This is a genomic window from Micromonospora sp. RHAY321 (genome assembly GCF_023896955.1).
In the GTDB taxonomy this organism is placed as follows: Bacteria; Actinomycetota; Actinomycetes; order Mycobacteriales; family Micromonosporaceae; genus Micromonospora.
This window is the reverse complement of sequence record NZ_JAMHIW010000002.1, coordinates 228,413-250,791: the sequence shown is the minus strand read 5'-3', so window position 1 is coordinate 250,791 and position 22,379 is coordinate 228,413. Positions and strand designations below refer to the sequence as shown.

Here is a 22,379-nt window from a genome sequence, read left to right as displayed (position 1 = left end):
TGGGCCATGTGAAGGTGCGGGAGGCTCGTCTCGACGAACCCCCTTCATGCCCCCCCCATGCACCGCGCGGGTCACGCCGGTTGCCCGAGTGGACACTATGATCGAGAAGAATGGACGATCAAGAACTTGCCGTGAGCAACTTGTCGCTAACGGTTGCCAGGCTGGGCGGCTCGCCTGCCAGTCATTGTCAGGACCGTGACAAGAACTGGGCAGGGATGCCCTTCGATCCCGGGCGGTGCTGTGGCCGAGGACGACGAATCGACGGTGGATGGGGCTGAGCCGGCCGACGAGCCCTTCCCGTTGCTGATCGCGGTGACCCCGTCGCCGACCGAGCGCATCCGGCTCGCGGAGCGCCTCGACGGCATCGCACCGCTGCTGCTGGTGGCCGACCTCGACGAGCTGCGCCGGCTGATCGCCGCTCCACACCAGCTGGCCGCGACGGCCGCGCCCACCGCCGGGAGCGACTCCGCGCTGGTCATCGACTCGGCCCGATCCACTGCCCGCTGCGGTGAGCGCGAGGTGGACCTGACCCGGTTGGAGCACGACCTGCTGACCTGCCTGGTCACGGAGCCGGTCCGGGTCTGGAGCTACGCCGAGCTGCACCGGTCGGTCTGGCGTGACGAGGGCCGGGAACGCAAGGCGGACGTCCAGTCCCTGGTGAAGCGGCTGCGGCGCAAGCTGCGGGACCTCGGCACCGGTGCCAGCATCGAAGCGGTGCGGGGTGTGGGGTTGCGGCTGACCGATCGACAGGAGCCGCGGATCGGTCGAGCCTGACGACTGCCTGATGTGGGCAGTCGGGGGGTGTGAAGCCGGGTCAGATCAGGCCCGAGCGGGCCCACAGCAGGCGCCCCGGCCCGCCAACAAGGCCGGCGTCGGCGAGGTGGGCGTGCACCCGCGCCGCGGACCAGCGCAGGGTGGCGCGCCAGTGCGGGTTGGCGCGGGCGGCGGCCCGGCCGACGGCCGGCGGGATGCCGACCGCCGCGTACGCGTCCGGGTGGACCAGGCGGTTGGCGATCGTGTTGGCGGCACGGCCGATCAACAGCCGGGCGTACGCCATGCCCAGCGGGCCGGCGTCGGCGACCTGTGCGGCCAGCTCCTCGCGGGCGAACCGGACGTGTCGCGCCTCCTCCACCACGTGGATGCGCGAGACCATCCGGATGAGCGGCTGGAGGGACTCGTCGGCCATGATCTCGCGCTGGAACGCGTCGAGGATCTCCTCGGCGATGAGGATGGCGGCGTACATCCGCGGGCCCCTGGCGGTGGCCTTGAGGAAGCGCCCGAGCAGGTGGTCCCTGGGGCTCGCGCGGTAGACGGGGCAGCCCAGCGCCTCGATCAGACGGCCGAACATGATGGAGTGGCGGCACTCGTCGGCGACCTCGGTCAGCGCGTACTGGGCCTGCGCGCTGGTCGGGTCGGCGTCGTAGTACTCCCGGATCAGCATCTGCATGAGGATCGTCTCGAACCACAGCCCGGCGCTGGCCGCGCTGGCCACCTCGTGCTTGGTGAGCTCGACGCGCTGCTCCTCGCCGAGCTGCTCCCACAGCCCGGTGCCGTAGAGGCTGCTGCGGTGCGGTGGCAGCCAGTAGGCGCCCGGCGTGTGCGGGGCGTCCCAGTCGATTTCGACGGTGGGGTCGTAGCTGGTCCGCAGTGAGGACGTGAGCAGGCGCTCGGCGACCGCCGCCCGCTCGGATTCCGCCGGTGCCGCCTCCATTGCTCCTCCATATTGACGTGACGACCGGTAACTGTTACGAGTAGTAGCATGCAATCGCCGCTCAGCGATGTCAATGGATCCGACCCGCCGGCCCCTCCCCCGACCGACGACCGGAAGGCGCGGGGCAACGGCCGCCGGGCCCGCTGGGCCGACCATCGTGAGCAACGCCGGCAGGAGCTGGTCGGGGCCGCCGTGCAGGCGTTGCTGCGCTACGGGCCGGAGGTCGACATGGACCAGGTGGCCGCCGCCGCAGGGGTCAGCAAACCCGTCCTCTACCGCTACTTCGCCGACAAGTCGCAGCTCTGGGTCGCCGTGAGCGAGGTGGTGGCGGCCCGGATGGTCGACACCATCGCACCGGCGATCGAGCAGGTCCGCGAGGAGCGCGACCTGGTCGAGGCGACGATCGACGCCTACCTCGGGGTGATCGAGTCCGAGCCGAGGCTCTACCGGTTCCTGATGCACCAGTCCGGCGACCCGGGCATCCACCAGGTGGTCGCCGGCACCAGCCGGCAGGTGGCCGCCGGGCTGGCCCGGGTGATCGGCGACCGGCTGCGTTCGCTGGGTCTGGACGCCGGCCCGGCGGAGCCCTGGGCGTACGGCCTGGTGGGCTTCGTGCAGGCCGTCGGCGACTGGTGGACCACGCACGGCCAACCGATCAGCCGGGCGGCCCTCACCGACTACCTGACCGCTCTGCTGTGGAACGGAATCGAGGGGGTACGGGCCAGCGCCGACCTGCCGCGCGAGCTGACCCGTGCCCACGAGCGGATCGTGCCGTGAGCTACCACGGGCCGGCCGGCGTCGAGGGCACCACCGTCCGCGTGCACCTCACCGGGCGGTGGGAGCCGGTCGACGGCCGCTACCACTGGGGTGGGCGGATCGAGCCCGAGCCGACGGTCGCCGGCCTGCTGCGCTCCGGCCGGCGCGACGTCGAGCTGCGCATCGCCGACCGGGTCCGGCCCGCCCGGCTCGCCGAGGTCGACCCGTGGGGCGGCGTACGGATCACCGGCGTGGGCGACCCGCCCTGGCCGTCGGCACCCGAGCCTCCGGAGGAGGAGTGATGGAGACCGACCTCGCCATCGTCGGCGCCGGTGTCGGCGGCCTGGACGATCGGGAACGGGAGCACGTCGATGCGGTATGACCTCGAGGGCAGGACCCTGCTCGTCACCGGCGCGGCGCGTGGCATCGGGGCGCGGTTGGCCCGCGAGGCCGCCGCCCGCGGCGCGCGGGTCGCCCTGGTGGGTCTGGAGGGCGAGCGACTCAAGCAGCTCAGCGACGATCTCGATGCGCACTGGTACGAGTGCGACGTCACCGACCAGGTGGCCCTGGACGCGGCCGTCGCCTCCACGGTGGACCGTTTCGGCGGCATCGACGTGGTCGTGGCGAACGCCGGCATCGCGAACCTCGGCACCGTGGCCGTGGGGCCGGTCGACGCGTTGGTGCGTACCGTCGAGGTGAACCTCTGCGGCGCGATCCGCACGGTCAGCGCGGCGCTGCCGCACGTCACCGCCGCCCGTGGCCACGTCCTGATCGTCTCGTCGGCCGCGGCCTTCACGGCGATGCCCGGCATGGCCGCCTACTGCGCGTCCAAGGCGGGCGTGGAGCAGTTCGCCAACGTGCTGCGCCTGGAGACCCGCGCACGCGGCGTCACCGTCGGCACGGCTCACCCGATCTGGATCGACACCGACCTCGTGCGCGACATCCGCGACGACCTGGCATCGTTCCGCGACACGCTGCGCCGGTTGCCGTGGCCGCTGTCCACCGTCGTGCCCGTCGAGCGATGCGTCGAGGCCCTGATGCGCGGCATCGAACGCCGCAGGCGCAAGGTGTACGTGCCCCGCTCGCTGGCCGTGGTGCAGGCGCTGCGGCCGCTGGTGTTGAGCGGCCTCTCCGACGCGTTGATCACCCGGCTCGGCGGCCGGACCATGGTCGGCCAGATGGAGGACGAGGTACGCCAGCTCGGCCGCTCCTTCGGCAGGACCTCGGTGGGAGGGAAGTCATGACCGTTCACTTCCGTCGGGCGGGCAGCGGCGAGCCACTCGTGCTCATCCACGGCATCGGTCACCGCCACCAGGCGTGGGAGCCGGTGTTCGACCGGCTGACCGCCCACCACGAGGTGATCGCGCTCGACCTGCCCGGTTTCGGGAACTCCCCGGTGCCCGAGGGCGGCATGCCCGCCGACATGGCCGCCACCGTCGCGGCGGTCCTGCCGGTCCTGACCGGGTGGGGGCTGGACCGTCCGCACGTGGCCGGCTACAGCCTCGGCGGGGCGATCAGCCTGGAGCTTGCCGCCACTGGAGCGGTCGCCTCGGCCACCGCCTTCTCCCCCGCAGGCTTCTTCACGCCGGCCGAGCGTCGGCGCGCGCTGGCCATCCTCACGATGTTGCGGGCCAACTCGTTCCTACCGGCTCCGATCATGCGGGTCGCGCTGCGGTCGGCGTACCTGCGGGCGATGTGCTTCGCGCCGCTGATGGCCCGCCCGGCGTTGCTGGACGCCAACCGCGCGTTGGGCGACGCGCTCGCCCTGCGGCGGGGGCTCGGCTTCACCGCGGTGGCCCGAGCCGCCCGTGACTACCGCTTCGACGGCGTCCGGCTGTCCGACGCGACGGTGCCGGTGACCATCGGTTGGGGTGACCGCGACCGGATCTTCGGTGTCCACCAGGCCGAGCGGGCCCGGGCCGGCCTACCGGCGGCCCGGGTGGTGACGCTGCCCCGCTGCGGGCACGTACCGATGAGCGACGACCCCGATCTGGTGGCCGCGCTCATCCTGGAGACCACCGGCGCCGTGCCGCGCGAGCGGTCGGACCCGTCGGTGGTGACCCCGGCGGCCCGGGGTCAGGAAGGTCACTTCACAGAATAAAAACTTGCAGGCTCCGCAAGTTGTCTCCTAACCTCGCCGGAGTGACCGATACCGACCAGGCTGCCCCCGGGCGTCGGGACCGCAAGAAGCGGCAGACGCGGGCCGCGCTGACCGCCGCCGCCCTGCGGCTGGTCGCCGAACGCGGCCTGGAGCACGTCACGGTCGAGGAGATCAGCGAGGCCGCGGACGTCTCCTCGCGCACCTTCTTCAACTACTTCACCTGCAAGGACGAGGCACTCACCGAAGACCCCGCGCTCGACGGCGCCCCGGTCGTGGCGCGTATCGCCGCCGCCGCGCCGCAGGTGCCGGCGTTGCGGGCCGTCCGGCTCGCCCTCGACGAGGCGATCGACACGATGCAGGCCGACCGGGAACTGTGGCGGCTCCGCCTGGCGGTCATCTCCCAGAATCCCGCGCTGCTGCCCCGGCTGATGGCCGGCAACATCGCGACCGAACAGGCCATGGTCACGACCATCGCCGCCCGCCTCGGCGTCGCTCCCGACCACGGCCACCCCGCGCTGGTCACCGCCGTGGCCGGTGCCGCCTTCCGCACCGCCATGCTGCGCTGGGCCGCCGACGACGACACCCGGCCCCTGCGCGACTTCGTGGACGAGGCGTTCGCCGCGGTCGCCGCCGGCCTACCGGATCCACCATCGTCCTGACCCCGCCCCGGTTCACCAGTGCCGGGGCCAGCCAGTCCGTTACAAACCCGACAAGGGAGCGTCAATGACCACCACCGCCCCGCCCGCCGACAGTGCCGAGGTCGGCACGCGCATGTCGCGTCGGGAGGTTCTCCAGGCCCTCTCCGGGCTGATGGTCGGCATGTTCGTGTCCATCCTCGCCTCCACCGTGGTGGCGAACGCGCTCCCACGGATCATCGCCGATCTGAACGGCAGCCAGACCGTCTACACCTGGATCGTCACCAGCGAACTGCTCGCCATGACGGCGACGGTGCCGCTGTGGGGCAAGATGGCCGACCTGTACAGCAAGAAGCTGCTGATCCAGCTCTCGCTGGGGCTGTTCGTGGTGGGTTCACTGATCGCGGGCTTCACCCCGAACGTCGAGGTGCTGCTGCTCAGCCGCGTCGTCCAGGGCATTGGCGCCGGCGGCATGACGGCCCTGGCCACGATCGTCATGGCGGCGATGATCCCGCCGCGCGAGCTGGGTCGCTACGCCGGCATCTTCGGAGCGGTCTTCGGTGTCGGCACCATCGCCGGTCCGCTGATCGGCGGCCTGCTCGTCGACACGTCGTGGCTGGGCTGGCGCTGGTGCTTCCTGATCGGGGTCCCGTTCAGCATCCTGTCCATCGCCCTGCTGCAGCGCACCCTGCACCTGCCGGTCGTCCGCCGCAAGGCCAGGATCGACTGGCTGGGCGCGGTGCTCATCACCTCGGGCGTCTCCACGCTGCTGATCTGGTCGTCCCTGGCCGGCAACAAGTTCGACTGGGCCTCCGGCTGGACGGTCCTGATGGTCGTCGGCGGTCTGATCCTGCTGGCGCTGGCCGTCTTCGTCGAGTCGCGGGCGGTGGAGCCGATCGTCCCGCTCGACATCTTCCGCAACCGCACGGTCTCGCTGGCCACGATCGCCAGCGTGCTGGTCGGTGTCGCGATGTTCGGTGGCACCGTCTTCCTGTCCCAGTACTTCCAGATCTCGCTGGGCAAGTCGCCGACCGTCGCCGGCCTGATGAGCCTTCCGATGATCTTCGGTCTGCTCGTCTCGTCGACGGTGGCCGGCCAGCTCATCACCAAGTTCGGCCGGTGGAAGGCCTACCTGGTGGCCGGCGCCGCCGTGATGACCCTCGGCATGGTGCTCCTGGGCACCATCGACGCCAGGACCAGCGTCGTCGTCCTGTCGATCTACATGGCGGTGCTGGGCATCGGCGTCGGCATGCTCATGCAGAACCTCGTTCTCGCCGCGCAGAACGACGTGCCCGCCAACGAGCTCGGGGCGGCCACCTCCACGCTGACGTTCTTCCGCAGCATGGGCGGCGCCATCGGGGTCAGCGCCCTCGGCGCGGTCCTGGCCAACCGGGTCACCTCGCTGACGACCGAGCGCCTCGGGCCGGCGGCAACGGCCGGCGGCGGCAGCGCCGAGGTGCCCGACCTGTCCACCCTGCCCGAGCCGGTGCTGCGCATCATCCAGGACGTGTACGGCACCGCGACGGCCGACCTCTTCCTGGTCGGCGCGCCGATCGCGCTGCTCGCGCTGGTCGTCGTGCTGTTCATCAAGGAAAAGCCCCTGCACACCCTGAGCGGGGACGAACGACGCGTCCAGGAGGAGGCGGCCGCGAAGGCCGCGATCCACTGAGCCGTACGCACCGACGGGGGCGGGCCGGTCGGCCCGCCCCCGTTCGCGTCCACCGGTGGCGTGGCCGCGTTTTCCCGTAACGGTGAGGGGCGGACCGGTCGCACCGTAACGTGGGATCCAGCCGATCAACGGCTCACGCCAGACGTGTGCCGAGCCGCCACCGTGGCGGCGAGAGCCACTCGGCCAACCGCCGGGAGTCCGGCGAGATTCCCCGACCCGGTGTCATCCGGGTCTGCGCGGATTCTGCCCAGTAGGCAGCGCGACGGTGCGAGGCTTCGGACAGCTCTGCACCGCCGACGGCCTACTCAGCCGCAGGAGGTGCGGACGATGCCCATGCTGTCGGTACTCGATCCTCGGCACACTGTCGCTCCGCCGGGATACAGCCGCTGGCTCATCCCGACCGCGGCGTTGGCCGTGCACGTCTGCATCGGGCAGGTCTACGCGACGAGCGTCTACAAGAACTCCCTCATCGCGCACTTCGACACCAGCCAGACGGCGATCGGGGCGATCTTCAGTATCGCCATCGTCATGCTGGGTTCGTCCGCGGCCGTCGGTGGCCGGTGGGTGGAGCGGAACGGACCGCGCCGCGCGATGTTCGTCTCCGCCTGCTTCTGGGCCACCGGGTTCCTGGTCGGTGCGCTCGGCATCGCGACCCACCAGCTCTGGCTGCTGTACCTCGGGTACGGCGTCATCGGCGGCATCGGGCTCGGCATCGGCTACATCTCGCCCGTCTCCACCCTGATCAAGTGGTTCCCGGACCGGCCCGGTCTCGCCACCGGGCTGGCCATCATGGGCTTCGGCGGTGGCGCCCTGGTCGCCGGCCCGCTCGCGCGCCAGTTGCTCTCCCTCTACGACCCGGACTACAACCCCGGCAACCCCGCCGCGGTGGCGTCCGGACATGCCCTGGTGGCGCTCTTCGTCACGTTCGCCATCGGATACTTCGTGATCATGATGTTCGGGCCGTTCAACGTGCGGGTCCCGGCGCCGGACTGGCGGCCGGCCGGGTTCGACCCCGCGCGCGTCGCCAGCCGGCCCCTCGTGACAAAGGCGAGCGTGTCCGCGTCGAACGCCGTGCGCACCCGTTCGTTCTGGCTGCTGTGGATCGTGCTGTTCTGCAACGTCACCGCCGGCATCGGCATCCTGGAACAGGCCAGCCCGATGATCCAGGACTTCTTCCGGGACAACGGGGTCAGCGCGGTCTCGGTGTCGGCGGCGGCCGGCTTCGTGGGAGTGCTGTCCCTGTTCAACATGGCCGGGCGGTTCGTCTGGTCGTCCACGTCCGACCTCATCGGGCGCAAGCCGATCTACATGGTCTACCTCGGCGTCGGCATGGTGCTCTACGCGCTGCTCGCCGTGGCCGGCCACTCCGCGACGGCGGTCTTCGTGCTGATCGCCGCCGCCATCATCTCGTTCTACGGTGGCGGCTTCGCCACTGCCCCCGCCTACCTGCGGGACCTCTTCGGCACGTTCCAGGTCGGCGCCATCCACGGCCGGCTGCTGACCGCCTGGTCGGCCGCCGGCATCGCCGGGCCGTTGATCGTCAACGGGATCCTCGACACGCAGGGCAAGCCCGGCACGCTCACGGCGTCGGCGTACCGTCCCGCGCTGTTCACCATGGTCGGCATCCTCGCCATCGGGTTCATCGCCAACCTGCTCGTCCGTGCCGTTCCGGATCGGTTCCACGAGCCCGACCGGGGATCGACCTCGCCGGTGGCGCGCGCCACCGTGACCGACCCGGTCGCCCTCGGCAAGGACAGCCAACCTCCGGTGCCGCAGCGGGTCGGCAGCCAGACCGGGCGGCTCTGGCTGTCGTGGCTGCTCGTCGCGGCGCTGCTCGGGTACGGCATCGTCCAGACCGCGATCACCGCCGCGAAGCTGTTCACCGGCTGATGTCCTGCGCGCCCGGGGCGGCGGACGTCCGCCGCCCCGGGCGAGGACGGGACCGACAAGCGCCCCCGACGGCGGCGCTTCGGGGCTAGGGGCGGGTGGCCGGCTCGTTCTTCTGAGCGAGGCGCTCCCGCTGCGGCACCACCGTGTACTTCGGGTCGCGCGCCGACACCCTGCCGGCCTCGAAGACACCGAACCGGGTGGCCACGGACGAGGCCACGAGGGCCGCGCCGGAGATCGCCGACAGGATCCGGCTGCGCCGGCTGAGCAGCGCCGTGGCGGTGCCCACCGCGAGCAGGGCCCGCCCCGCCATGACCAGCCGGCCGCTGCGGCCGTGCCCGTAGGGCTCGCCGGTCAGCCCCAGCCGCTCCAGCCGGCGCCCGCCGACCAGTTCTATGGTGGCGGCGGCCAGGGCGAGCTTTCGCAGCGGAGCGGTCTGCGCGGCCGGCGCCGCGATCAGTCCGACCCCGGAGGCGGCGGCGAGCGCGCTGCCGGCGAAGACGAAGGGCAACGACGGGTAGGCGTCGTGCCAGGCCGGTACGGCGGTGTCGGCCAGCAGGACCCCGGTGTACGTGGCCAGCGCCGGCGCGGTGGCCGCGGCGGCCAGGCCGGCGACGTTGCCGACTGTCGGCGCCACCCGGCGGGCGAGGCCGAGCGGGCCGTGCCGCGGCAGCAGCGGCGCGAGCTCGGCGACCGCGGCCACGCCGGCCATCGGCCCGAACGCGGTGAGGATCCAGGTGCCGATCGACATCGGCGAGGTCAGCTTGGCGACCCGGAGCATGTGGTGGAAGCGGTCCGGCCGCCCGAGGTCGTGGACCAGGAGGTACGTGCTGGCGGCGACGCCGCCGAGGGCGGCCCACCGGCCCACCGCGCGCAGTCCGGGCCGCCCGGTCAGTTGGGCGCCCGCGCCGATCAGCGAACTCCCGGCGGCGAGCCCGCCGGTGAACAGGTAGCCGGCGATGTCGTGTTTCCACACCGGCGGCTTGAGGATCGGCCTGCCGTAGTAGGAGGCGAAGTCGGCTGGCGGCACCGTGAGCTGCTCTCCACCGTGGCCGGCCCGGCGGCGGCGCTGCCCGTCGGGCTGGTCCGGACCGGCCGGGGACTCACGGCGGCCTGCCGGCTCCGGTGACGTCGCGCCGGTCATGGCTGCCTGCCGAGGAACGCGAGCGCCGTGGCGGCGGCCATCGCCAGTGCCGCGAGGCCGGCGCGTTTCCACATGGCCGGCAGGTCCCGGGTCGTGACGATCGGATCAGGTGGCAGCCCGTACACCTCGGGCTCGTCCAGGAGCAGGAAGAACGCCCCGTCACCACCGACCCCGTCGTTCGGGTCGTGCCCGTACAACCGCGCGTCCGGCACCCCCTGCTCGTGCAGAGTCGCCACCCGCGCCGCCGCCCGCTCCCGCAGATCATCCAGGGCCCCGTACTGGATCGACTCCGTCGGGCACGCCTTCGCACACGCCGGCGTCATTCCCACACCCAGACGGTCGTAGCAGAGTGTGCACTTCCACGCCCGGCCGTCGTCCTTGCGCTGGTCGATGACGCCGTAGGGGCAGGCCGAGATGCAGTAGCCGCACCCGTTGCAGATGTCCTCCTGCACCACCACCGTGCCGAACTCCGTACGGAACAACGAACCCGTCGGACACACGTCCAGACACGCCGCGTGCGTGCAGTGTTTGCACACGTCCGACATCATCAGCCACCGGAAATCCGTGCGCTGCTCCACGCCCGTACCCCGCCCCGGCGGCTGCGCCCCCGGCATCCCCAGGAACTCCGGCCCACCGGACATCCGGGCCGCCGCCGCGGGCGAGCCTGGCGGCAGACCCGGATCCGTCCCGGTGTCGGTGCCGGTACGCGCGCCGACCGCCGCCGTTTCCGGGCTGATCGGCGGTCCGTCCGGTTCGTGCTCGAACGCGGGTGTCGCCCAGCCCGCCGAGCGGGGCTGTTCGACGAACGCGACGTGCCGCCACGAGTTCGCGGTCAACGCGCCCGTGTTGTCGTACGACATGCCCAGCAGGTCCAGGCCCGAGGTGGGCACGTCGTTCCACTCCTTGCAGGCCACCTCGCACGCCTTGCAGCCGATGCAGACGCTGGTGTCGGTGAAGAAGCCCATCCGCGGTGGCGGGTCGACGTAGCCGGCGTCGGGAGCCGGGTCGAGCGGGCCGTACAGGCTGTTCACGTGGGGCATCGGTCAGACCTCCCGGTCGCGGCCGCTGTCGGCGACGTCGGTCGTGACCTGCGGTGGGTAGTGCGGGCCGAGATCCCCCGACCGTCGCCGGTAGTCGACGAGCAGGTTCAGCAGGTCCTGTCCCCTCGGGCGTCGACCGGGCCGTACGTCGCAGGTGCCGACCTTGCTCTCCTGGATCAGGACGTTCGGGTCGAGGCTGATCCCGAACAGGTCGTTGGCGGACTCGCCGGTGACCAGTCCCTCGAACCCGAAGTGGTACGGCAGCCAGAGCTGGTGGATGATCCGGCCGTCCACCCGCAGCGGGGTGAGGCGGTCGGTCACCAGCACCTTCGCCTCGATGGCCGCCCGTGCGGTGACCAGGTGCGCCCAATCCAGGTGGGTGAGCCCGCGTTCGACCGCCAGTTCCGGTGACACCTCGACGAACATCTCCGGCTGCAACTCGGCCAGCGGACGGACCATCCGGCTCATTCCGCCCGCGGTGTGGTGCTCGGTCAGACGGCTGACCGTGAACACGTACGGGAAGACCTGGCTGTGCTCCTCGGGCGGGCTCGGGTTGAGCGTGTTGATCGGGTGCGTGTAGACCTTGCGGGTCGGGTTGGCCTGCTGCCGGTAGAGCGGGTTGCGCACCGGCGACTCGACCGGCTCGTAGTGGGTGGGCATCGGCCCGTCCAGCACGCCGGTCGGCGCGTACAGCCAGCCCTTGCCGTCGCCCTGAAGGATGAACGGGTCGTCACCCGCGATCCCGGCCACGCCGGAGGAGTTCGGGGGCGGCCGGTACGTCGGCGGTTTGGTCTTCTCGAAGTCCGGCACGTCGTAACCGGTCCACTCGGCCTTCTCCGGGTCCCACCAGACGTACTTCTTGCGCTCACTCCACGGCCTGCCGTCCGGGTCGGCGGAGGCGCGGTTGTAGAGGATCCGGCGGTTGGCCGGCCACGCCCAACCCCACTCCGGGGCCACCAGGGACTGCTCCGCGCCGGGCTTGCGGCGGGCGGCCTGGTTCACGCCGTCCTCGTACACCCCCGTGTAGATCCAGCACCCCCCGGCGGTGGAGCCGTCGTCCTTCATCTCGGTGAACGACGACAGCGGTCGACCGCCGGCCACCTCGTAGCCGTTGATCTCGTACAGCACCGCCTCGGCGCTCGGCTCCGCGTTCGGGCCGTGCGTCGGGTAGTTCCAGTTCAGGTCCAGCAGCGCCCGGTCCCGGGGCTGGGTCGACGTCGACAGCCGTTCCCGGATGATGCGACCGAGATGGTAGAAGAACCACAGTTCCGAGCGGGCGTCGCCCGGCGGCTCGACGGCCTTCTCCCGCCACTGCAACAACCGCTGGGTCTGGGTGAAACTGCCCTCCTTCTCCACGTGCGACGCGGCGGGAAGGAAGAACACCTCCGTCCGACACTCCTCCGGCACGATCTCACCGGTCTCGATCTCCGGCCCGTTCTGCCAGAACGTCGCACTCTCGATCATGAACAGGTCCCGGACGACCAACCAGTCCAGGTTCGCCATCCCCAGGCGCTGCGCCCGGCCGTGCGCCGACCCGACCGCCGGGTTCTGCCCGAGCAGGAAGTACCCCTTGACCTTCCCGTCGATCATGTTCAACACCTGCTGGTACGTGCCATGATCGCCGGTCATCCGCGGCATGTAGCCGTAGCAGTAGTCGTTCTCGGCCGTCGCCGCGTCACCCCAGTACGCCTTGAGCAGGTTCACCCCGTAGGTGCGGGCGTTGCCCCAGAAGCCCTTCTGCCCGGGGTGGCGGATGCTGTCGACCCACGTGTCGAGGGTGGGGTGGTCGGCGTGATGTGGCATCGGCAGATAGCCGGGCAGCAGGTTGAACAGCGTCGGGATGTCGGTGGAACCCTGGATGCTCGCGTGCCCGCGCAGCGCCATGACTCCACCGCCGGGACGGCCCACGTTACCCAGCAGCAGTTGGATGATCGCGCCGGTGCGGATGTACTGCACCCCCACGCTGTGCTGCGTCCAGCCCACCGAGTAGACGAGCATGCCGGTGCGGTCGCGACCGGAGTTCGCCGTCCACGCCTCGCACAGTTCGAGGAACTTCTCCTGCGGGATACCGCAGACCCGCTCCACCATCTCCGGCGTGTAGCGGGCATAGTGCCGCTTCAGAACCTGGTAGACGCAGCGCGGATGCTGCAACGTCTCATCCCGCTCGGTCTGGCCGTTGACCGGTGCGCCGTGCGACTCGTGTTCCAACCCCGCCGCGGTCTCCCGCTGCGTCTCGGTGTCGCGCGGCGTCGCGTTCTGGCTCTCCCCCTCGTACCGCCAGCTGGACTGGTCGTAGCTGGCGTTGTCCTCCTGGAAGCCGGAGAAGAGCCCGTGCATGTCCTCGGTGTCGCGGAAGTCCTCGGACAGGATCGTCGCGGCGTTGGTGTAGGCGACCACGTACTCCCGGAAGTCGAGTTCGTTCTCCAGGATGTAGCGCACCACCCCGCCCAGCAGTGCGATGTCGGTGCCCGCGCGGATCGGCAGGTACGAGTCGGCCAGCGCGCTGGTCCGCGTGAACCTCGGGTCGACGTGGAAGACCTTGGCGCCGCGCCGCTTGGCCTCCATCACCCACTGGAAACCCACCGGGTGCGCCTCGGCCATGTTCGAGCCCTGGATGACGATCACGTCGGAGTGCGCCAGGTCCTGCTGGTACTGGGTGGCGCCGCCGCGACCGAAGCTGGTCCCCAGACCGGGGACGGTGGCGGAGTGTCAAATACGGGCCTGGTTCTCGATCTGGAGTGCCCCCATCGCGGTGAACAACTTCTTGATGAGGTAGTTCTCCTCGTTGTCCAGCGTCGCCCCACCCAGACTGGAGATACCCAGCGTCCGGTTCAACGGCCGGCCCTGCGCGTCGACGTCCTCCCACGTCTCGTCCCGGGCCGCCAACACCCGGTCGGCGATCATGTTCATCGCCGTGTCGAGATCGAGGTCCTCCCACTGCGTCGAGTACGGCCGGCGGTAGCGCACCGTCGTCTGCCGCAGCGGACTGGTCACCAGGCTCTTGCTGGCCGCGCCCTTCGGGCAGAGCCGCCCCCGCGAGATCGGGCTGTCGGGGTCGCCCTCGATCTGGGTGACCTGGCCGTCCTTGACGAACACCCGCTGACCGCAACCCACGGCGCAGTACGGGCAGACGGATCGGGCCATCGAGTCGGCCGTCTCGGTGCGGGCGGTGAGTGACAGCGAGCCGGCGGACTTGGCCGCGGCACCCCGACCGAGCGGGTCGGTGCCGGTGAGCTGACGGTAGAGCGGCCAGCTTTCGACCCAGCGCCGCACCCCCATTGCCGCACCTTTCCGACGAAACCGACAAAATATGAACAGCCTGACACTAGACGAGGTGCCGTCCGGCCCGCAGCGGATCCCGCGGCAACCTCACGACGTAATCGGTTGCCGACACCGAGGTCCCGGCCCTAGGTTCGTGAAGCACCTCCCGGTGCGCAGGCAACGGCTACTTCCGCTTCCAACGGGGAGACGTGGGTTCGAATCCCACCGCCACCGTCGGTGGCGTCGACCAGCGGCCGAGGTCACCTTGGCCCGCGAGGGCCGGTCGCCGTCGCCGCTCCGGTCTCGGGAGGCGCGCTCACGCCGCACGCCCGGTGCGACGGACACGGCTACTTCTTGGTGAAGGCCCTGCAAGGGCCCCGCGGTTCGAGCCCGCAAAACGCCGTGTCCACTCTTGATCTCGGGTGTGCGGCGTGACATGTCTCCTCCGGATCACGAGATCGCAAACCCCGTTGCCCGGCCGTCGTCGCCGCCGCTACGGTCGTGACCGCACTTCCCGGTGCGCAGGCGACGGCTACATCTGGAGGGGTTCACACCCCGGTGAAGGACTATCCGTCACCGACTCCGATCTCGGGAAGCGCGACCACGCCACACACCCGGTGCGCAGGCAACGGTTACTTCAGGGTTCCGCAGATGGGGGTTCGAGTCCCCCGACACCTCCGGGTGGATGGTTCAACGGACAGAACGGCGGACTAGTCCGTGGCCGATTCTGATCTCGGGTGTGTGGTGCGGTGGCGCCTTCCCGGGCGACTGACGTGGGGGACGTCATGGCCAAGTTCAACCTCAAGCTACGCAAGAGCCAGCGCCGACCGGTGACCGCCGAGGGCGCACCCGGCTTCGCCCGCGAGCCGCGCCTCGAGCTGTTCCTGCTCGGGGTGTCCACCATGGTCGGCGAGGACACCTTCTACGAGGGGGCCACCGACCGGGACGCCCGCTTCCGGGACCTGGTCGCGGCCGTCGCCGTCGCCGACCCCGACTGGTTCGCCCGCTTCGTGCCGTGGCTGCGGTCCGGCGCGATGATGCGGTCGGCGTCCGTGGTCGCGGCGCTGGAGGGCGCTCGCGCCCAGGTTGCCGCGACGATTCCGGGGTCCCGGGCGGTCGTGGACGTCGCCCTGCAGCGTGCGGACGAGCCGGGCGAGGCTCTCGCCTATTGGCTGGGTCGCCATGGCCGGGCGCTGCCCAAGCCGGTGAAGCGGGGCATCGCCGACGCGGCCGTCCGGCTGTACACCGAGCGGAGCCTGCTCAAGTACGACTCCGTCGGGAGCCAGGTGCGGTTCGGCGACGTCATCGACCTGACCCATCCCACCGCGAAGGACGAGCGGCAGGGTGACCTGTTCCGGCACGCGCTGGATCGGCGGCACCAGCGGGACAACCCGCTGCCGGCCTCGCTCCGTATGCTGGCCGCGCGGGATGCGCTCATGGCGTTGCCGGCCGAGCAGCGGCGGGAGATCACCGATCCGGCGGTGCTGAGTGCGGCCGGTATGACGTGGGAGGCCCTGGCCGGGTGGCGACAGAACGCGATGGACGCCGCGGCGTGGGAGTCGATCATCCCGACCATGGGCTATCTGGCGCTGCTGCGTAACCTGCGCAACTTCGACCGTGCGGGGGTGAGCGACGCCGTCGCCGAGACGGTGGCCGCCCGGCTCTCCGACCCGGCGGAGGTCGCCACCTCGCGGGTGCTGCCGATGCGGTTCCTGTCGGCGTACAACGCGGCACCGAACCTGCGGTGGGCGTACCCACTGGAGAAGGCGTTGCAGGCCGCCCTGGCGAACGTGCCGGTCCTGGACGGACGGACCCTGGTCCTCGTCGACACGTCCGGTTCGATGCAGAGTTCGTTCAGCAAGGACGGCACGCTGCGCTGCTGGGACGCCGCCACGGTGTTCGGCCTCGCGCTGGCCGCCCGGGCGCGGGCTGCCACGGTGGTGTCGTTCTCCAACGCCAGCCGGGTGTTCCCTGCGGTGGCGGGCGAGTCGGTCCTGGCGGCCGTGCGCCGGTTCAAGGACGGCGGCTACTTCTACGGCATGGGAACGGACACCGAGAAGGCGGTACGGGAGCACTACGACCGGCACGACCGGGTGGTCATCCTCACCGATGAGCAGGCCCACTGGCACGGCTCGGCGGACGTTGCCGCAGCGGTGCCCGCGGAGGTGCCGGTGTACACCTGGAACCTGGCCGGGTACCGGGTCGGCCACACGCCGACCGTTGCCAACCGGCACACCTTCGGTGGCCTGTCCGACGCCGCCTTCGCGATGATCCCGCTCATCGAGGCCGGATCCCACGACCGCTGGCCCTTCTGAGCGGCGGGGCACCGACGCACGCTGGTCCCGGTCGACGACGACCGGGACCAGCGGGTGGCGGTGTCAGGAGGCGGCGATGCCCCGGTCTGCGGGTCAGGGTGCTACCGCTGCCAGGCGTCGATGGTCTGCACGCCGTCGCGCACGACCCGATCCAGGATGGCGGGGTTGCCGCTGCTGCCCTCCCAGCCCTGGTCGTGGAACACGGTCACCGCGTCGTCGACGCGCGCCACCGCGATCTGGCTGGACGCGTCGCGGCCGGTGCGTTCGCCGTTCAGGCTCTCCTCGGCCCACGTCCGGGTCAACAGCAACGCCTCGTCGCCGACGCCCGGCAGGGCCCGGCTCTCGACCTTGACGGGGTCTCCACCCTGGTCCTTGTAGGAGGGGCACACCTGGACAGCACCCCGGAGTCGTCGCAGGTAGGCCGCCGCGCCGTCGCCGTCGAAGGTGAAGATCGTCTGGTGGATCATGCCCTGCGGCACGTTGCTGTCGGGTTCCTCGGGCTTCTTGTAGGTGAGCGTCATCGCGGCGCTCGCGGTGACCTGTCGACCTCCGGTGCCGAACTCGTTGTCACACAGCGTCGGCAGGGCGTCCGCGACCGGCGTCGCCCGGCGCGGTGACTTCCGCAGCTCGGGCGGCAGGTCGACGAAGGCCGACGTCGGGATGGTCACCCGCACGCTCGCGGTCGCGGACGGCTCGTTCACCTGGGGCGTCGACGCCGGCGCGGTCGTCGGTGGGGTGGTCGACGGAGCCGGACCGGCCCCGTCCTCACCGGCGGTGCAGGCAGTCAGCGCGACGGTGCCGAGCAACGGCAGGATCAGCGCGAGCGCCGTTCGCACCCGGGCCGTCGGTAGCGGCGTGTGGTCGCTCATCATCACCTCTTCCCGTCCACCCCGAAGTGCCCTGCGACGCTCCGACCGAAACGAGCACCGCCGACGGACCTCAGGTCGCCTCCGGCAACCACGACCCGAGCACGGCGGGGTCGGCGACCGCGCCGCGCACCCGCGCACGCTCCTCCGCCGTCAGGGGCAACTGCTGGAGCCGGCTCCCCCAGTCCGGTACGCGCTCCGGCTCGTCGAGCGCGACCGACAGTTCGATCAGCCCGGCGAGCGCCAGTCCCTGTTCGATCGCCGGCGCGTCGTCGCCGTGCCTGCGCAACCCGGAGTTGAGGGCCCGGAAGGCCGCCCGGTCGTCCATCTTGAACTCGCGCAGGATCCGCGCGTTGTCGAGCACCCGGGCCAGCCCCTGCAGGTCCTTGGAACCGCCGTACTCCACCTCGGCCGGCTCGTCCCGCTGGATGAAGATGATGGTGTTGCCCGACGGGTCGACGATGCTGAACCGCGACGCACCGGCGCGGTATCGGGTCATCCGGGGCAGTCCCTTGACGAGCACCTTGCCGTAGCTCCGGCGCATCGCCTCGGTGAACGCCGCGTGGTACGCCGCGACCGCGTCGACCATCACCAGGCACCCGCCGGTGGTCTCCGCCGACGGGTCAAGGCCCTTCGGCGCGCGGGCGTAGTGCAGGTCGAACCCACTCCAGTGGAAGGCCAGGTACACGTACGGCCTGGTCTGCTCGTAGGTCACCTCGAAGCCCAGCGCACGCCAGAACGCCAGGGTCTCCTCCGGTGACACGCAGTGCAGCAGCGGCACGGCGGTCTCGTTCGGCAGGACACGGTCCTCGTCGATCGTCATGGCCACTTCCGATCCCGTAGACAGGCCGGCCATTGTGCCAGCGTCCACGACTGTCCACGACGATTTGTGTCTCCTACCCGGGGAGGAGGCCGGCTCCGACCGCGGTCCGCAAGCGGGGCTCCCGGTCGGACGCGGTCGACGGACGTCGCCACCAGTGTCTAAGGCATGACTATCGCGCTGCGCCGGGCGGCACACTGGCACCGCCCACTCATGGTTTTCGTCGCCGCGATGGCGGTGCTCGCCGTCGTCGCCGCGGTCGGCATCGTCGTCGACTCGCGAGTCCTCACCGGATCGCCGATCTGGCTCAAGCCGCTCAAGTTCGCCGTGTCCTTCGTGGCGTACGGCACGACCCTCGCCTGGATGCTCTCCCTGCTGCCGCGTCGCAGCCGGATCGCCGAGTGGGCCGCAACGGTCATCGTCGCGATGGCGGTCATCGAGATGACGGTTATCGTCGGACAGGTGATGCGCGGCACGACGAGCCACTTCAATGCGACCAGCCCTCTCAACGGCGCGCTCTTCACGGTGATGGGCGCGGCGATCATGGTGCTGTTCGTCGCGCACTTCGTCGTCGGGATCGTCGTGCTGCAACGGCGGATCCCCGATCGGGTCGCCGCCCGCGCGGTCCGCTGGGGGCTCGGCCTGTCCCTGCTGGGCATGCTGGCGGCGGTGCCGATGACGCTGCCCGGTCAGGACCCGGGGATCGACGGGGTCAGCGGGGCGCACGCTGTCGGCGTACCCGACGGTGGGCCGGGGTTGCCACTGGTCGGCTGGAGCACCACCGGTGGGGACCTACGGATCGGGCACTTCGTGGGGCTGCACGCCCTGCAGGCGCTGCCGATCCTGGCGATCCTGCTGACCCGGTTCCTCGCACGGCGGCTGGACGAGCGCACCCTGGCTCGGCTGGTGGTCGTCGTGGGTGCGGCGTACGGCGTACTCACGGTGTTGTTGACCTGGCAGGCCCTGCGCGGGCAGCCGCTGCTGCGCCCGGACACGCTCACGCTGGCCGCCTTCGCGGCCCTGCTGGTCGCGACGGCGACCGCCGCCGGCCTGGTGGTGGCTCCCCGGCGCAGCCCGGACCTGGTGGTGACCGCATGACGGGAACGCTGTTCACCCTGACGTTCGCGGTGGCCGCGCCGTTCTGGGCGCTGATGATCCTGCTGCCGAACTGGTCGTGGACCGCCCGGATCATCTCCTCTCCGCTGATCGTGCTGCCGGTCGTGCTGATCTACGCGCTGCTGGTGGTCCCGGCGTTCGGCGAGGTGCTGCCGGCCGTGGCATCGCCGACTCTGGAGGGCGTACGCGACCTGCTCGGCACCGCCGACGGCGCGGCGGCGGGCTGGGCGCACATGATCGCGTTCGACCTGTTCGTCGGCCGGTGGGCGTGGCTCGACAGCCGGGAACGGGGGGTGCCGGCGCTGGTCATGGCTCCGGTGCTGGTGTTGACGATCCTGCTCGGACCGCTCGGCCTGGCCGCCTACCTCGGCGTCCGGGCCCGGTGGCCACGGTCGGCGGTCGTCGCCCCAGAGCCGCAGCGCCTAGGCTGACCTCCGTGGGGTGGGCGGGGCGACTGTTCGACACGCGGGACACGCTCGTGCGGATGGTGCTGCTCGACCTCAGTGGTCTGGGCTACCTGGTCTTCGGGACCCAGGCCGGGCGCACGCCGACCGCCACGCAGTGGGTCCTCGCGGCCGTCGCATTCGCCCTTGCGCCGGTGTTCCACCGCCGGCCGCTGGTCAATTTCGTGGCGCAGGCCGGGCTGCTGGCGATCGCGATCCCCCTTGTCGACGACATCACGATCAACCAGGTGGGCGCCAGCTGGGCGTTGCTGGAAGTGACCATGCGGGCGCGTCGAGGACGCACCATCGGGCTGGCCTGCGGGTTGCTCGCCGTGGTCGACCTGACCGACTCGATCGGCGACCCGATCGGCCAGGTCGCCTCCGGCGTGTTCGGGCTGACCCTGGAGGTCGGCGTGCCGCTGCTGCTCGGCCTGGTCATCCGGACCAACCGGGAGCTCGGCCGGCAGGCCGTGGAGCGGGCGGCGGCGGAGCAGCGCCGCCACGAGTCGGAGAGCCGCGCCGCGCGCGCCGACGAGCGCAGCGCCATCGCCCGCGAGCTGCACGACGTCGTCGCGCACCACGTGGCGTCGATGGTGCTGCGGGTCGGTGTGGCGCGACACGTGCTCACCGACCTGGACCCCCGGGTGGGCGAGGTGTTCGACGACGTGCACGACACGGGGACCGCCGCCCTGGCGGAGCTGCGCGGGCTGGTCGCGGTCCTGCGCAATCCCGACGGGGTACGCCCCGACGCGGCGCTGACCGCCATCGAGCCGTCGGCGCTTCCGGCGGCGCTCGGTGCGACGGTCGACCGGGCCCGCCAGGCCGGTGTCACGGTGGACGCCGACATCGACCCGGCCGTCGGTGCGCTCGACGCGGTGCGCGGCCTGGCCGTCCTGCGACTGACCCAGGAGGCGTTGACCAACGTGGCCAAGCACGCCGGATCGTCCGCGCTGGCGCACCTCGTGGTCGCCGTCGAGGACGGGGCCGTCCACTGGGAGGTCTCGGACGACGGCGGCGGCGCGGTGCCGGCGGCGGTCCCGTCCGGCGGGGGTCACGGCATCACGGGCATGCGTGAGCGCGTCGACGTCCTCGGCGGCCGGTTGGAGGCCGGCCCCACCAGCAGGGGGTGGCGGGTGCGTACGGTCCTCCCGGCCGTGCCCGCGCCGGCCGCATCGGTGCCCCGTGACCGCGAGGCCCCGGCCGGTTCGCCCGCGCCGGAGCGGGCATGATCCGCGTCCTGCTGGTCGACGACCAGCACCTCATCCGGGCGGGCCTGCGCATGCTCTGCGACGCCCAACCCGACATCGAGGTCGTCGGCGAGGCCGACAACGGCCGCGACGCCATCCCGCTCGCCGCGCGGCTCGTCCCCGACGTCGTCGTCATGGACCTGCGCATGCCGGGCGTCGACGGGATCACCGCGACCAGCCGGATTCTCGCCGAGCGCCCCGCCACCCGCGTCCTGGTGCTGACCACGTTCGGCGACGACGACCATCTCTACCCCGCCCTGACCGCCGGCGCCTGCGGGTTCCTGCTGAAGGACGCACCGCCCACCGACCTGCTCGACGGCATCCGTCGGGCCGCCGTGGGTGACAGCCCGTTCAGTCCCGACGTGCTGCAACGCCTGGTCCAGCGCGCGGTGCACGCCCGCGCCGAGGCGCCACGGCCGGTGCGGGGGCTGACCGCCCGCGAGCAGGACGTGCTGAACCTGGTCGCCGAGGGCCTGTCCAACACCGAGATCGCCGACCGGCTGCACATCGGCGTCACCACGGTCAAGACGCACATCACCAGCCTGATGACCAAGACCGACAGCCCCAACCGCGTACGGCTGGCCCTGTTCGCGCGCGGTGGCTGACCCCCCGGGGTTCGGTTACGCCCTCATCCGCCACGACACGGCGATGACGAGCACGAGCGGCACGATCAGCAGCGCCGGAGCCAGGGCCGGCAGGTGCAGGGCGACCAGGGCACCGACCGCCGCGCCGGTCATCAGCGCCAGCAGGACCTGGACCTTGGGCCGCAGGCTGCGCCACGGGCTGCGGGCCGCGACGCCGGCGATGAGGCTGGTGAGAGTGCCGGTCAGGTACGTGGAGGACAGGCCCGGTACGCCGAATCGTTGAATCGCGCTGCTCTGCACGCCCAGCGCCACGGCGGAGAGCATCAGGAGCGCGAGGTGGACATGCTCGTCGTGGGTGGGGAGGCTGATCTCCCAGACCACGAGGAACACGACGAACACCAGGAGTTCCAGGCCGAGCGCCCAGGTGACCCGCCGGGGCCAGACGGGATCGTCCGGGCGCGCCGAGCCGACGAGGCGGGCGCCCGCGAGGACGCCGACGATGAAGCTGATGATGGCGCAGCCCGACGTCAGGGCGAGGTCGGCCTCTCCCCTGCCCGCCGAGAGTCCGAGCAGGACCATGTTGCCGGTCATGACGCTGGCGAAGGCCCCGCCGAGGGCAAGGAAGCCGAGGGCGTCGGCGCTTCCGGTCAGGAAGGTGAGTACGACGACGAGGGCCTGCCGTCGCCGCAGGAGGTGTTCGCTCTGCTGTGTCGTGGTGTGGGGGCGAATGACGCGGGGCACTGTGCTCGACACTGTCGGCCACCTCCATAGATTGTTCTTCGTA

General features: G+C 71.3%; 20 protein-coding genes and 1 tRNA gene. 14 read left to right on the top strand and 7 right to left on the bottom strand.

Going from position 1 to position 22,379, the window contains the following annotated elements; genetic code table 11:
- Positions 1–264 precede the first annotated feature (264 nt).
- The gene (locus tag M8C17_RS05575) at positions 265–774 is read left to right on the top strand and encodes a winged helix-turn-helix domain-containing protein (RefSeq protein ID WP_252415297.1); all 510 of its coding nucleotides are present in this window, start codon (positions 265–267) and stop codon (positions 772–774) included.
- A 40-nt stretch (positions 775–814) separates the two neighbouring features.
- Here M8C17_RS05575 and M8C17_RS05570 read toward each other — a convergent pair whose 3' ends face one another.
- Positions 815–1,711 carry a diiron oxygenase gene (locus tag M8C17_RS05570; protein WP_252415296.1) on the bottom strand — a complete coding sequence of 299 codons (897 nt, stop codon included), beginning with the start codon at positions 1,709–1,711 and terminating at the stop codon, positions 815–817.
- A 48-nt stretch (positions 1,712–1,759) separates the two neighbouring features.
- On the opposite strand from M8C17_RS05570, the gene M8C17_RS05565 reads away from it, so the two are divergent.
- The 7 genes from M8C17_RS05565 (at position 1,760) to M8C17_RS05535 (ending at position 8,762) form a co-directional block, all read left to right on the top strand.
- Entirely contained in the window at positions 1,760–2,488 is a 729-nt protein-coding gene (locus M8C17_RS05565) for a TetR family transcriptional regulator (RefSeq protein ID WP_252415295.1), read from the top strand.
- The gene (locus M8C17_RS05560; RefSeq protein ID WP_252415294.1) at positions 2,485–2,769 is read left to right on the top strand and encodes a DUF4873 domain-containing protein; all 285 of its coding nucleotides are present in this window, start codon (positions 2,485–2,487) and stop codon (positions 2,767–2,769) included. The genes M8C17_RS05565 and M8C17_RS05560 overlap by 4 nt, the downstream gene beginning before the upstream one ends.
- Positions 2,770–2,838: 69 nt before the next feature.
- Complete coding sequence (locus tag M8C17_RS05555) at positions 2,839–3,711, top strand: SDR family oxidoreductase (protein ID WP_252415293.1); 873 nt, start codon at positions 2,839–2,841, stop codon at positions 3,709–3,711.
- Entirely contained in the window at positions 3,708–4,568 is an 861-nt protein-coding gene (locus tag M8C17_RS05550; RefSeq protein ID WP_252415292.1) for an alpha/beta fold hydrolase, read from the top strand. The genes M8C17_RS05555 and M8C17_RS05550 overlap by 4 nt, the downstream gene beginning before the upstream one ends.
- 41 nt (positions 4,569–4,609) lie before the next feature.
- Positions 4,610–5,227, top strand: a complete 618-nt coding sequence (locus tag M8C17_RS05545) for a TetR family transcriptional regulator (RefSeq protein WP_252415291.1) — start codon at positions 4,610–4,612, stop codon at positions 5,225–5,227.
- 64 nt (positions 5,228–5,291) lie between these two features.
- On the top strand, positions 5,292–6,872 hold the full coding sequence (locus M8C17_RS05540) for an MDR family MFS transporter (RefSeq protein WP_252415290.1): 1,581 nt from the start codon (positions 5,292–5,294) through the stop codon (positions 6,870–6,872).
- 333 nt (positions 6,873–7,205) lie between these two features.
- On the top strand, positions 7,206–8,762 hold the full coding sequence (locus M8C17_RS05535) for an OFA family MFS transporter (RefSeq protein WP_252415741.1): 1,557 nt from the start codon (positions 7,206–7,208) through the stop codon (positions 8,760–8,762).
- 85 nt (positions 8,763–8,847) lie between these two features.
- On the opposite strand, the gene nrfD is transcribed toward M8C17_RS05535, so the two are convergent.
- Genes nrfD through fdh form a run of 3 tightly spaced genes read right to left on the bottom strand, consistent with a single transcriptional unit; the run spans position 8,848 to position 14,222 of the window.
- Positions 8,848–9,903 carry an NrfD/PsrC family molybdoenzyme membrane anchor subunit gene (gene nrfD / locus M8C17_RS05530; RefSeq protein WP_252415289.1) on the bottom strand — a complete coding sequence of 352 codons (1,056 nt, stop codon included), beginning with the start codon at positions 9,901–9,903 and terminating at the stop codon, positions 8,848–8,850.
- The gene (locus tag M8C17_RS05525; protein ID WP_252415288.1) at positions 9,900–10,943 is read right to left on the bottom strand and encodes a 4Fe-4S dicluster domain-containing protein; all 1,044 of its coding nucleotides are present in this window, start codon (positions 10,941–10,943) and stop codon (positions 9,900–9,902) included. The genes nrfD and M8C17_RS05525 overlap by 4 nt, the downstream gene beginning before the upstream one ends.
- 3 nt (positions 10,944–10,946) lie before the next feature.
- Positions 10,947–14,222: a formate dehydrogenase gene (gene fdh, locus M8C17_RS05520; RefSeq protein WP_252415287.1), complete on the bottom strand. Its 3,276-nt coding sequence runs from the start codon at positions 14,220–14,222 to the stop codon at positions 10,947–10,949.
- Between the two features lie 150 nt (positions 14,223–14,372).
- On the opposite strand from fdh, the gene M8C17_RS05515 reads away from it, so the two are divergent.
- Positions 14,373–14,435: transfer RNA gene (locus M8C17_RS05515), tRNA-OTHER, on the top strand.
- Between the two features lie 554 nt (positions 14,436–14,989).
- Positions 14,990–16,519 carry a TROVE domain-containing protein gene (locus tag M8C17_RS05510; protein ID WP_252415286.1) on the top strand — a complete coding sequence of 510 codons (1,530 nt, stop codon included), beginning with the start codon at positions 14,990–14,992 and terminating at the stop codon, positions 16,517–16,519.
- Between the two features lie 101 nt (positions 16,520–16,620).
- Here M8C17_RS05510 and M8C17_RS05505 read toward each other — a convergent pair whose 3' ends face one another.
- Positions 16,621–17,388: a hypothetical protein gene (locus M8C17_RS05505; protein ID WP_252415285.1), complete on the bottom strand. Its 768-nt coding sequence runs from the start codon at positions 17,386–17,388 to the stop codon at positions 16,621–16,623.
- Between the two features lie 70 nt (positions 17,389–17,458).
- A complete protein-coding gene (locus M8C17_RS05500) occupies positions 17,459–18,208 on the bottom strand; it encodes a glyoxalase (RefSeq protein ID WP_252415284.1) in 750 nt (249 codons plus the stop codon).
- Positions 18,209–18,373: 165 nt separating this feature from the next.
- Here M8C17_RS05500 and M8C17_RS05495 point away from each other — a divergent pair, with 165 nt between their 5' ends.
- The 4 genes from M8C17_RS05495 to M8C17_RS05480 are packed head-to-tail and all read left to right on the top strand — an operon-like array spanning position 18,374 to position 21,616.
- The gene (locus M8C17_RS05495) at positions 18,374–19,303 is read left to right on the top strand and encodes a hypothetical protein (protein ID WP_252415283.1); all 930 of its coding nucleotides are present in this window, start codon (positions 18,374–18,376) and stop codon (positions 19,301–19,303) included.
- A complete protein-coding gene (locus tag M8C17_RS05490) occupies positions 19,300–19,752 on the top strand; it encodes an ABA4-like family protein (RefSeq protein ID WP_252415282.1) in 453 nt (150 codons plus the stop codon). Before M8C17_RS05495 ends, M8C17_RS05490 begins: the two co-directional genes overlap by 4 nt.
- 5 nt (positions 19,753–19,757) lie before the next feature.
- Entirely contained in the window at positions 19,758–20,993 is a 1,236-nt protein-coding gene (locus M8C17_RS05485) for a sensor histidine kinase (RefSeq protein WP_252415281.1), read from the top strand.
- A complete protein-coding gene (locus tag M8C17_RS05480) occupies positions 20,990–21,616 on the top strand; it encodes a response regulator transcription factor (protein ID WP_252415280.1) in 627 nt (208 codons plus the stop codon). Before M8C17_RS05485 ends, M8C17_RS05480 begins: the two co-directional genes overlap by 4 nt.
- A 15-nt stretch (positions 21,617–21,631) precedes the next feature.
- On the opposite strand, the gene M8C17_RS05475 is transcribed toward M8C17_RS05480, so the two are convergent.
- Positions 21,632–22,348, bottom strand: coding sequence for a YoaK family protein (locus M8C17_RS05475; RefSeq protein ID WP_252415279.1), 717 nt, complete (start codon positions 22,346–22,348; stop codon positions 21,632–21,634).
- Positions 22,349–22,379: the final 31 nt, after the last annotated feature.